This is a genomic window from Mesorhizobium sp. Root552 (genome assembly GCF_001427285.1).
Lineage (GTDB): Bacteria > Pseudomonadota > Alphaproteobacteria > Rhizobiales > Rhizobiaceae > Mesorhizobium.
The window spans coordinates 51,618-62,710 of sequence record NZ_LMFV01000012.1 but is presented as its reverse complement, the minus strand read 5'-3'; the positions used below and the strand labels follow the sequence as shown (position 1 = coordinate 62,710).

Here is an 11,093-nt window from a genome sequence, read left to right as displayed (position 1 = left end):
AGGCGTTCGGAACTGGGTTCCGATAGCCTGCCGCGTCAGGAAAACCGCGAGCGGCGCTCGCCGCCGCCCCGCGGAAAGACGTTACAGCGTCGCCGGCTGGAGCGCGGATTGGCGCTCCCACATGTCGAGCGCGGCCATCACCTCCGCGGCAGCAAGGGCGGCGATGACGGCAGGCCGCTTATCCTTCACGGCGTCGCCGCCAATCGGGGAGACGAGGCGGCGGAAACCGGCTTCCGTGCCACCGCCGCTTTTCAGGAACCAGCTCCGGAAGGTCGCCCGCTTGGTCTTCGAGCCGATCATGCCGATATAGGCGGCTGCACCGCACTTCAGCGCCTCGGCGGCAATCAGGAAATCCAGTGCGTGGTCGTGGGTGAGGATGACGAAAGCGGCACCGGTCGACGCCTCGCGGACGACCGCCTCCGGAACCGGCGTGAGCGCCGATGCGACGCCAACCGGGATGTCTTCGAGCGCCGAGGCACGCGTCTCCACGATGGTCACTCGTACCGGCAGCAGCGCCAGGGTTCGGGCCATGGCATTGCCGACATGCCCGCCGCCAAAGAGATAGACGTGCGGCATGCGGCTATCCTGCGCCTCGGCCTGATCGACAAGGCGAGCTGCGAGTGCGTGGCCGACAGGGCGAAACGCGATGCGGACCCGCCCACCGCAGCACTGCCCGATCTCAGGCCCCAGCGCGAGGTCAAGCTCTACTGGGGCAGACCCCGCGAAAGGCCAGCGCAGCATCTCGCGGGCCTTGTCTATGGCGATATATTCCAGGTGCCCGCCGCCGATCGTTCCGTGCACAACGTCCCTCGCGACAAGCATGTAAGCACCCGTCTCGCGCGGCGTGGAGCCGGCGACGCCGACGACCTCGACCATCACGGCCTCGCCCGCCCGGTCGAGAAAATCCTTCAAAGGATTTGCGCTTGTCGCCATCCTATCTGATCCATGACGCTATTCGCGCGCCGCGACGAAAATCAGCCCTCTGCCGCCAGGCGCCTGCGCAGCGCGTCGCACGCCATCAGTATCCGTTCCGGTGTCGCAGGTGCGTCGAGATCGGGGCAGAAGCGATAGTTGCCGACACTGGCCACCGCGTCGGTCAGCGCGTTGAAAACGCTGATCGCCAGATTGAACGGCGGCTCGCCGATCGCCTTCGAGCGGTAGACGGTGTTCTCCCGGTTGCGGCTCCAGTCGACCAGCCGCATGTTCAACTCCTTCGGCCGGTCGCTGCACACCGGGATCTTGTAGGTCGAGGGCGCATGGGTACGCAGCCGGCCGCGGTCATCCCAGACCAGTTCCTCGCTGGTGACCCAGCCCATGCCCTGGACGAATCCTCCCTCAAGTTGGCCCATGTCGATGGTAGGGTTGAGCGACTTGCCGACGTCATGGACGATGTCGACGCGTTGCACCCGGTTCTCGCCGGTCAGCGTGTCGATTGCCACCTCGACAACGGCGGTGCCGTAGCAGCAGTAGTGATAGGCCCGGCCCTTCATCGTCACCGGATCGACGGCGATGTCGGGATTGCGGTAATAGCCGAAGGCCGACAACGAAATCAGGTTCTCGTAGGCCTGCTTTACCAACGCGTCGAATGGGATGAGCTGGTTGCCGACCCGCACCCTGTTAGGCTCGAAAACGATCTGCTCCTCGCCGACCTTGTAGTGCTCGGCGGCAAAGTCGATCAGCCGCGTCTTGATTGCCCGCGCCGCGATCTGGGCGGCGGCACCATTCATGTCGGTGCCCGACGAGGCGGCGGTCGCCGTGGTGTTCGGCACCTTGTCGGTTACCGTGGCGGTGATCTTGATCCGATCGACGTCGACCTGGAACTCCTCGGCGACGACCTGCGCCACCTTGATGAACAGCCCCTGCCCCATCTCCGTGCCGCCATGGTTGAGATGGATGCTGCCGTCCTGGTAGATGTGCACCAGCGCGCCGGCCTGGTTGAGGAACCGGGCCGAGAAACCGACAGGATATTTGAGCGGCATCAGCGCGATGCCGCGCTTGACGATGCGGCTTTGCCGGTTGAACGCGACCACCGCCTGCCGGCGGGCGGCGAAATCCGAGACTTCCAGCGCCTCATCGACGATGCGCGGCAGGATATTGTCCTTGAGGACCCAGTCATAGGGGGTGACGTTGCGCTCGCTCTCTCCGTAGAGATTGGCCATGCGGACGTCGAAGGGCTCCTTGCCCAGGGCATAGGCGATCTCGTCCATCACCCGCTCGATCACCAGATTGCCCTGCGGCGAGCCGAAACCGCGGAAGGCGGTGTTCGACTGCGTGTTGGTGCGGCAGGCATAGCCTGTCAGGCGCGCGGACGGGAGGAAGTAAGCGTTGTCGCAGTTATATATCGTGCGCTGCAGCACCGGGCGCGATTGGTCGTGCGAATAGCCGGCGCGCTGCATCAGAACGATGTCGATGCTGAGGATGCGGCCGTCGGTGTCGAAGCCGACATCGTAGTCGAAGCAGAAATCGTGCCGCTTGCCGGTCATCACCATGTCATCGTCGCGGTCAAGCCGCACCTTTGCAGGTCGCCGCGTCCTGACCGCCACCAGGGCGGCGATCGACGCGAACTGCGTGGCTCCGGTCTCCTTGCCGCCAAACGCACCGCCCATGCGCCGCACCTCGATCGTCACCGCGTTGGCGTCGCGGCCGAGCACGCGGGCAACCATGTGCTGCACGGCGGAGGGGTCCTGCGTGGCGCAATGGATATAGACGTCGCCATCCTCGCGGAGCAGGGCGAGGCTCGCCTGTCCTTCAAGGTAAAAGTGCTCCTGACCGCCAACTTCGATGCTGCCTTTGGCGCGATGCGGCGCGGCCGCAAGCGCCGCCTCCCAGTCGCCCTGCACCAGTTGCATCGGCTCGCCCAGGAACGATTTACGCTCCATCGCCTGCCGGACGGTCAGGATGGGCTCCAGATCCTCGTACTCGACCACTGCCAACCGGGCGGCCTCGCGTGCGTTGGCGACCGTATCGGCCGCTACCGCGAAGATCGGCTGGCCAAAGTAGACGACAGTATCGGAGGCGAAGACAGGTTCGTCGCCGCAATGTGCATGGCCGAAGTCGTTCTCGCCGGGCACATCCGCGGCGGTCAGCACGGTTGCGACGCCGGGTGCGCGGCGCACAGCCTCGACATCAAGCTTCACGAGCCGCGCATGGGCACGCTGGCTCTGCGCGATGAAGACGTGAAGCAGTTCGCGCGGCTCCGGCAGGTCGTCGACATATTGCGCCTGACCGGTGACGTGCTTGAATGCCGAATCGTGGATGATCCGCTGATGGACGCCGCCTTTTATCGTCTCGGCGGCCAGTGTCTTCTCGATCACCTTAGGCATGGGCCAGGCACCATTCGTCGGGGATCTGCGTGTCGTCGGCGCCATCCATCTCGAGGAAGCTCCGCCACAAGAGATTGGTCGCCACCGTCATGCGATAGGCCGCACTGGCACGCATGTCGCTGATCGGCGCGAAGTCCTCCGTCATCGCCTCCTGCGCCCTACGGATCGCCTGCTCGGCCCACAGCTGCCCGAGCAGGCTCTGCTCGGCTGCCGTCGCCCGCTTCGGTGTCGCGGCCATGCCGCCATAGGCCAGCCGCACCGCCGCGACCCGGCCGTCCTCGATTTCGACATAATGGGCGGCGCAGACCGCCGAGATGTCCTCGTCGCGCCGCTTCGACACTTTGTGCACGCGAAACAGTGCGCCGGCAGGCGGCAGTGGGACGCGGACCGCTTCCACGAACTCACCGGGCTCGCGGTCCTGCTTCTGGTAAGCGAGGAAATAGTCCTGCAGGGCAAGCACGCGCTGCCGGTCGCCCTTGCGCAGCACGATCTCGGCGCCCAGCGCGATGAGGGCCGGCGGCAGGTCGCCGATCGGCGAGCCGTTGGCGATGTTGCCACACAGCGTGCCGATGTTGCGAATCTGCGCCGAGGCGAAGCGGCGCATCAGCAGGCCCAGCTCCGGCACGTATCGCGACAGGGCGAGCGCCGCGGCATTCAGCGAGACGCCGGCACCGAATGCCAGTACGCCGTCGGCAAGGACGCTCGCACGGAGCGCCTCGATGCCCAGCACGGAGATGACAACCGGCAGATTGCGGTGCTGCTTGGTGACCCACAGGCCGACGTCGGTGCCGCCGGCCAGGATGGTCGCGTCGGGATGGTCCAGCAGCAGATCCGCCAACCGTTCGGTTGTCGCCGGCGCGAAGAACCGCATGCCCCCGTGTTCGATCGCCACGTCCTGCGCATCGGCCAGACCGGCGAGCCGTTCCACGGTCGCGGCGCTGTCCTGTGCGAAGCGGTCGTTGCGGTCGCGGCCGGCCAGGCTGGCTGCGGCGTCGACGATGGTGCCGTAGCCGGTGCAGCGGCACAGATTTCCCGACAGCGTGTCGTCCAGCGCCACGCGCGTGAGCTGCTGGCCGGTGGCCCAAGCTGAAAACAGCGACATGACGAAACCGGGCGTGCAGAAGCCGCATTGCGAGCCGTTCGACGTTGCGATGGCCTCCTGCACCGGATGCAACTCGCCGTTGCCGGCGAGATCCTCGACAGTGATGAGCTGCTTGCCGTCCAGCGTTCCAAGGAACTGGATGCAGGAATTGACGGCGCGGTAGCGCATGGTGCCGTCCTGCAACTCGCCCACAACCACCGTGCAGGCACCGCAATCACCCTCGGCGCAGCCCTCCTTGGTGCCGCAACGCCGTTCCGTGCCGCGCAGATAATCGAGCACGGTGGTCGTCGGCGGAAAGTTTGCGAGTTCTCGCATTTCCCGGCCGAGCAGGAAACGGATGGAGCTACGCAATTTGCAACTCCCGCCTCTGCAGGGCGCGACCCGTCACCGTGCCGTCCATGTGCTTCCCTCCACGCCGCCGACCAGTCTGCCGCCCTTGATGTGGCAGCGCCTGCCGGGCACGTTGCGGAACATGTCGACGAGATTGGCGGCTGTGTGCACCACCAGGTCGGCGCGGCAGCCGACATCGACGCCATGGCCCTCGATGCCAAGCAGGCGAGCCGGCCGAGACGTGGTCATGTCGAAGGCCTCGCGCACCTCCGCATTGGTGCGCATGCCGGTGCTGAGACAGGTCATATAAGCGGTGTCCACCGGGTCCATGCGGTTGAAGCGGAACCAGATGTCGTACATGTTGTCGGCGCCTGCGCTGACATTGACGCCGGCGGCCAGCAACTCCCTGGCGCGCGAAGAGCCGCGATTGACCGGGGTGATGCCGTTGCCGCCGAGCATCTGCAGGTTGGCGATCGGAAGGATAATGACGCTGATGCCGGCCTGCACGACCTTGTCGATGACGCGTGCCGCCTCGTCGTCGGGATAGACCGCCAGCGCGCAGCAATGGTCGGCCGTCGCACGACCCTGCAGGCCGCGCTCGATCACCATGTCGGCCAGCATCTCCAGCGTCTTGAAATGCGGCAGGTCGGTGTAGTCGCAATGCATGTCGATGTGGGCGTCGAATTCCTCGGCAATGTCGAGGATCGTCCTGACATGGGTCTTCTGGTCCTCGACATTGGCCTCGAACTCCGGCAGGCCGCCGACCAGCCTGATGCCCATGCGCAGCGCTTCCCTGAGAAGATCCGGCGCCTTGGGATCGGTGACGATGCCTTCCTGCGGGAAGGCGACGACCTCGACGTCGATCAGGCCGCTGAAGCGCTCGCGCGCCCGCATCACGCCTTCGAGTGAGACCAGGCCTGTGGCGAAGTCGACGTCTACCTGCGAGCGGATCGCGCCCAACCCCTGCGCCACCGCGAGGTCGAGGGCCTTGCAGACGCGCGCCTCGACGTCGGCAACGGTGAAATTGGCCTTCGCCTCGCGTGCCCGGGCGAATGCCTCGCTATAGGTCAGCGCGCCGACATAGTCGCGCGACAGAACCTTGTCGAGGTGGAAATGCGGGTCGACGAAGCTCGTCGTCACCAGCCCGCCCTTCGCATCGATGCGGCGCGCGGCGGACGAGGTGGACACCTGGCCGATCTCGACGATCCTGCCGCCGGCGATACCGATGTCGAAGCGCCCGTCACGGTCGAGCAGGCGGCTATCGGTGATAAGCAGGTCGAGTTGCGAGGGACCGCTGGCTTGCGATTGGTCGCTCATTGAAGTCTCTCCCTAATTTTCACGACCCGAGATAGGCGGCGATGACCTTTGGATCGCTGCGCACCTGCTGCGGTGTTCCCGACGAAATGATCTTGCCCTCTGCCAGCACGATGACGCGGTCACACACATTCATGATGACATTGAGGTCGTGGTCGATGAGCACGATGCCGCAGCCACGTTGGCCACGGATGCGCTGCAGCACCTCGACGATGTCCTGGGACTCGCCGTGGTTCAGCCCGGCCGTCGGCTCATCGACCAGCAGGAACTCCAGCCTGCCGGCGATCGCCCGGGCGATCTCCAGCCGTCGCTGCATGCCGTAGGACAGTTCCGAGGCGATGCGGTCGCGATACTGGCCGAAATTCAGCGCGTCGAGCGCGATCTGAGCATTCTCCCGCCGGTCGCCCTTGTCCAGCCAGGCCGAGGCGACTTCAACCGTCTCCATGACCGTGAAGGACGGGAACAGGCGGATGTTCTGGAAGGTGCGGCGGATGCCAAGCCGCGCGGCTTCGCGCAGCGACACCTTCGACCATTGCCGGTCACCCATGCGAAAATTGCCATTCGTCGGCGTGAAAACACCCGACAGGACGTTCAGGAACGTCGTCTTGCCGGAGCCGTTCGGCCCGATCAGGCCGACGATCTCACCCTTGCGAAGTTCCATGTCGACACCGTCGAGGGCTGTCACCCCCTTGAACTTCATGACGACGTCATTGGCTTGAAGATGCATCTTTATGATACCGTTGGACCCAGGCAGTTCCGGCGGGAAAACCCGGCGAACTGCGTGAAATGCGAAACTGGAGCATTGCCGCTACTAGGTATTCCGGCAATGCCCGACGTGGGATAGCGGACGATGGAGCCGCAAAGCCCCTCGCCCGCAATGCGTCACTTCACCGGAGGAAACTTTTCCGGGAAGCCGGTCGACAGGGTGATGAACTTCTTGTTGTCGAGGTCGAACTTCACCAACGCGTAGTCCTTCTTCGGGATGCCCTTGCCGATGGGGCTGTCCTTGTAGGTGATCAGGCCGGTGGCGCCGTGGACGTTGTCCAGATTGTGCAGCGCATCGCGAACCGCAGGCCCGTCCGTGCTACCAGCCGCTTCCACTGCTGCGGCGACGGCAATCACCAGATCATAGCCGAGCGCGGTCTGCAGCGAGTCCGGATCGGCACCGAACTTCGCGCGATATTCCTCCTCGAACTTCGAGAAGGTCGAGCCAGGCGAACGGTCGCCGCCATAGGTTGCCATCACCGACAGGGCGAGTTGCTTGCCGGCGTCAAAGATCACCGGCGTGTCGTTGCCATCGACCAAAAGCAGCGGCTTGGTGTTGCCCAGCCGCTCCATGTCCTTGAGGAAGGCTGTGCTGTCCGACGGAAAGGCGTTGGACATGATGACGTCGGCATCGGAATCGACCATCTTCGTTGCGGTGACGCGATACGAGCTGTCGCCGAGCGTGTAGAAGGCTTGGCCGACGATCTCACCGCCGAGTTCCTTGAAGCGCTCCTCGAAGGCGTTGGCGAGCGTGTGGGTGTAGCCCTCGCTCTTGGACTTCAGCGTGAAGGCCTTCTTGTAGCCCTTGGCGGCGGCGTATTCGGCCAGGAACGCCCCTTGCGTCAGGCTGCCCGGGACGTTGAGGAAGCCGAAGCCGTCCGGCACCTGGCTCGGTCCGGCGGCGTCCGCGCCGCAACTGCTCATCACCGGCAGCGAGGCCTTGGCCGCCATCTGCGCACCCGGCAGCGAGACGTCGGTATCGCAGGTGGTGACGATGAACTTGGCGCCAGCGGCGATCAGCTCCTGGACGACGGTGGCGCCGAGCATCGGGTCCGACTTCATGTCGCGCCGGTCGAGCTCGATCTTCATCTTGCCACCGATACCGCCCTTGGCGTTGATCTCGTCGATGGCGACCTCCATGCCCTTGGCCAGCGGCTCGTCGACGAAGGACAGGTAGTTGGATTTGTCGGACGCCCAGCCAATCTTGTAGGTGTCCTCGGCGTGAGCGGCGAGCGACCACGCCATCATGGCCGTGGCGGCGGCAAGACCGATGCCGGCCCGTTTGATTATGGATGCGGTGCTATACTTCATTGTCGGTTCCCCTTGCGTTTTTGTGTAGACGAATGAATGCACTTTCTAGTCAGACGTGATTCTCCTCCGCCCGAACGGACGCATGCTCTTTCTGGCGAAACTGCCAGCGATGAAGCAGCTCCTCGACCTCCCAGCGACTGACCAGTCCCTGCGGCCTGATCGTCAGCGTCGCGACGATCAGCAGCGCGAGCACGGCCGTGGTCAGCCCCGGTGCCTCGCTGAGATTGATGCTGCCTATCGAGAAGCCATTCTCCAGGCGGCGCAGCACTTCTGCCAGGATGGTGATGAGGGCGGCGCCGGCCACCGCACCGGTGATCGAGCGGCCCCCGACGATGACCATGGTGACCAGCACGAAGGTCAGCTCGAAATGGAACGCCTTGGGCAGGATGGCGCCGATGTAGTGCGCATAGAGCGCGCCCGCAATTGCCGCGCCGGCGGCGCTCGCCACCCACATCACGTAGCGGCTGTTGAGGATATCGACGCCGGCAGCCTGGCCGGCGATCGGATCGTCGGCGCAGGCGCGCAACCCGAGCCCGGTATTGGAATCGCGCAGCAGCCGGGCCACAACGATGGTTAGCGCCAGCAGCGCCACGCACCAACCAAGCGTGGTGTATTCGGGGATGCCGCTGAACGCCTTCGAGCCACGGGTCAGCTCCTCGGCATTCGATAGCAGCGTGTAGATGATGACCATGAAGCCGAGTGTCGCCACCGCGGCGGCGGCCCCGCTCAACCGGACGAAGACGCGCCCGATCGCGGCCGCCACGACCACCGCGACCGCCGTGCCGATCAGCATCGCCGGCAGGAAGCCGATCGCGGCCTCGCGGATGAACGCCGGCGCATTGGGAATGCCGATCGCCTTGATCGCCGGGTCAGCGGTAAACAGCGCCGAGCCGTAGGCGCCGAACGCCATGAAGCCGACATGGCCAAAGGAGATGTTGCCGGAATTGCCGGCATAGGTCTGCAGCGAAATCGCGGCGATAACGTTGATCAGGAACACCATCAGGATGCGCATGTCAGTGGTCGAACCGGCCAAAGCAACGATCGCGACGATCACCAGCACGATGGCAAGCAGCAGCGCCGAGCCGACGAGTGACTGTTTCCACCATTTTCCGGCAAGCATGTTCATACTCGCTGCTCCGCAGTCAGGCGCACGCCGAAGATTCCGCCCGGACGCCAGCGCAGGATGACGATGGCGATGAGGAAGACGATCGCGTCGAGATAAGGACTGAAATTGTCCGATAGGAGCGCGTCCGAACCAACCTCGAGGAAGGCCAGCAGAAAGCCACCGACGATCGCTGCCGGCAGGCTGCCAAGGCCACCGATGACGCAGGCGATGAAACCCTTGAGCATCGGCTCGAAACCCGAACTCGGCACGACGTTGGGCACGGTCGCGAAGTAGAACAGCGCCGCGATTCCGGCCAGCATGCCGGACAGCACGAAGGCGCCGACGAACAGCGCATTGGCCTTCACGCCCATCAGCCGCGTCGTCTGGAAATCGTCGGCGGCGGAGCGCAGCGCGAGACCGATGACGGTCTTGCGCAGGAACAGCGTCAGGCCGAACACGATGGCCGCGGTGATGAGGATGATGGCGATATCCAGCCACTGCACCCGCATGCCGCCGATGCGGAACGAGGCATCGACGAAGGCAGGCAGCTCGATGCCCTTGGGCCGCGCGCCGAAGGTGAGCAGGAAAATGCTCTGCAGCGCCACCGAGACGGCAAAGGAGGTCATCAGCAGCGTCAGCGGCTGGGCGTTGCGCAGGCGCCGATAGGCGACGCGTTCAAGGATCAGCGCGGCAACAACGGAAGCTGCTATTGCCGCGATCACCGCCAGCACCCAGTTCCAGCCGGAGGCAAGCGTCATGTAGAGGGTGAAGCCGGCCGTCGTCATCAACTCGCCATGGGCGAAATTCGCCAGGCGCAGGATGCTGAACAGGATGGCGACGCCGAGCGCCACCAGCGCATAGATCGACCCGAGAGACAGGGCGTTGATGAATTGCTGCAAGGCAAGTTGCATTAGGCGTGTTCCCGCTCGCCGAGATAGGCTTTTTCGAGTGTGGTGGCGTTGATGCTGCCGGCGGCGCCCGAAAGCTCGAGCCTGCCCTGGGCCAGCACATAGGCGCGGTCGGCGATCGACAGCGCCCGCTCGGCGTTCTGCTCGACCAGCAAGATGGTCACCTTGCGCCGCTTCAGTTCGGCGATGATCTCGAAGATCGTGTTGACGATGATCGGCGCGAGCCCGAGCGACGGCTCGTCGAGCAGCAAAAGCTTCGGCCGCGCCAGAAGCGCGCGCGCGATTGCGACCTGCTGCTGCTCGCCGCCCGAAAGCAGCCCCGCCTGCTCGTGGGCGCGGCGGCGGGTGATCGGGAACATATCCTCCAGCGCCTGCCGCTCCCGGTCGAACTCGACGGTCGACAGCGCCGCCGCCCCGAGGCGCAGGTTCTCGCGCACTGTCATGTTGGAGAACAGCCGCCGGCCTTCCGGGACCAGCGCGAGGCCGGAGCGGATGATCGCCTCGGTCGGCTTGCGCGTGATGTCCTCGCCGGCGAAGACCAGCCGGCCGCCACTGCGCGGCGCAAGCCCGACAATGGCATTGAGCGTGCTCGACTTGCCGGCGCCGTTGGCGCCGAGGAGAACGACGGTTTCGCCTTCCGAAATCTCCATGTCGAGCTGCCGGACGGCATGCACCGTGCCGTAGGACACCGACAGGCCAGCAATCGAAAGGATGGCGCCCTGCGTGGCCATGAACCTCGTATCTCCCCTCGTTTTTTTCTGGATACCGACCGAAGTCTATATCCACTATACGGATACTATATCCTAAAAAGTAACACGTGCCTACCCTGCCCGCAAGCGGGAATCGGGGCCCTTGCCGCGACTTTTCAACGATGTGCCGGGCGTGGCGGAGACCGCCATGTTCCCCACCCTGACTTCTCGCTGTTCAGGGTCGGT

At 64.8% G+C, this 11,093-nt stretch carries 9 protein-coding genes; all 9 read right to left on the bottom strand.

Annotated elements, in window-relative coordinates; translation table 11 throughout:
* Positions 1 to 81: 81 nt before the first annotated feature.
* A complete protein-coding gene (xdhC, locus tag ASD50_RS06635; RefSeq protein ID WP_056237799.1) occupies positions 82 to 933 on the bottom strand; it encodes a xanthine dehydrogenase accessory protein XdhC in 852 nt (283 codons plus the stop codon).
* 41 nt (positions 934 to 974) lie between these two features.
* Positions 975 to 3,323 (bottom strand): xanthine dehydrogenase molybdopterin binding subunit, encoded by a 2,349-nt coding sequence (xdhB, locus tag ASD50_RS06630; protein WP_056237797.1) that lies wholly within the window; start codon positions 3,321 to 3,323, stop codon positions 975 to 977.
* Positions 3,316 to 4,776 (bottom strand): xanthine dehydrogenase small subunit, encoded by a 1,461-nt coding sequence (gene xdhA / locus ASD50_RS06625; RefSeq protein ID WP_082549518.1) that lies wholly within the window; start codon positions 4,774 to 4,776, stop codon positions 3,316 to 3,318. Before xdhA ends, xdhB begins: the two co-directional genes overlap by 8 nt.
* Positions 4,777 to 4,809: 33 nt before the next feature.
* On the bottom strand, positions 4,810 to 6,072 hold the full coding sequence (locus ASD50_RS06620) for an amidohydrolase family protein (RefSeq protein WP_056237791.1): 1,263 nt from the start codon (positions 6,070 to 6,072) through the stop codon (positions 4,810 to 4,812).
* Positions 6,073 to 6,091: 19 nt separating this feature from the next.
* A complete protein-coding gene (locus ASD50_RS06615; protein ID WP_056237787.1) occupies positions 6,092 to 6,796 on the bottom strand; it encodes an ABC transporter ATP-binding protein in 705 nt (234 codons plus the stop codon).
* Between the two features lie 155 nt (positions 6,797 to 6,951).
* Positions 6,952 to 8,145 (bottom strand): ABC transporter substrate-binding protein, encoded by a 1,194-nt coding sequence (locus ASD50_RS06610; protein WP_056237785.1) that lies wholly within the window; start codon positions 8,143 to 8,145, stop codon positions 6,952 to 6,954.
* Positions 8,146 to 8,194: 49 nt separating this feature from the next.
* Complete coding sequence (locus ASD50_RS06605; RefSeq protein ID WP_056237780.1) at positions 8,195 to 9,271, bottom strand: branched-chain amino acid ABC transporter permease; 1,077 nt, start codon at positions 9,269 to 9,271, stop codon at positions 8,195 to 8,197.
* Positions 9,268 to 10,161: a branched-chain amino acid ABC transporter permease gene (locus ASD50_RS06600; protein WP_056237774.1), complete on the bottom strand. Its 894-nt coding sequence runs from the start codon at positions 10,159 to 10,161 to the stop codon at positions 9,268 to 9,270. Before ASD50_RS06600 ends, ASD50_RS06605 begins: the two co-directional genes overlap by 4 nt.
* Complete coding sequence (locus tag ASD50_RS06595; RefSeq protein ID WP_244484452.1) at positions 10,161 to 10,889, bottom strand: ABC transporter ATP-binding protein; 729 nt, start codon at positions 10,887 to 10,889, stop codon at positions 10,161 to 10,163. Before ASD50_RS06595 ends, ASD50_RS06600 begins: the two co-directional genes overlap by 1 nt.
* Positions 10,890 to 11,093 lie beyond the last annotated feature (204 nt).

What these genes read in the sequence shown, in the direction of transcription:
- xdhC (WP_056237799.1), bottom strand. Translation starts at nt 933, where the DNA reads ATGGCGACAAGCGCAAATCCTTTGAAGGATTTTCTCGACCGGGCGGGC.
- xdhB (WP_056237797.1), bottom strand. Translation starts at nt 3,323, where the DNA reads ATGCCTAAGGTGATCGAGAAGACACTGGCCGCCGAGACGATAAAAGGC.
- ASD50_RS06620 (WP_056237791.1), bottom strand. Translation starts at nt 6,072, where the DNA reads ATGAGCGACCAATCGCAAGCCAGCGGTCCCTCGCAACTCGACCTGCTT.
- ASD50_RS06615 (WP_056237787.1), bottom strand. Translation starts at nt 6,796, where the DNA reads ATGCATCTTCAAGCCAATGACGTCGTCATGAAGTTCAAGGGGGTGACA.
- ASD50_RS06610 (WP_056237785.1), bottom strand. Translation starts at nt 8,145, where the DNA reads ATGAAGTATAGCACCGCATCCATAATCAAACGGGCCGGCATCGGTCTT.
- ASD50_RS06605 (WP_056237780.1), bottom strand. Translation starts at nt 9,271, where the DNA reads ATGAACATGCTTGCCGGAAAATGGTGGAAACAGTCACTCGTCGGCTCG.
- ASD50_RS06600 (WP_056237774.1), bottom strand. Translation starts at nt 10,161, where the DNA reads ATGCAACTTGCCTTGCAGCAATTCATCAACGCCCTGTCTCTCGGGTCG.
- ASD50_RS06595 (WP_244484452.1), bottom strand. Translation starts at nt 10,889, where the DNA reads ATGGCCACGCAGGGCGCCATCCTTTCGATTGCTGGCCTGTCGGTGTCC.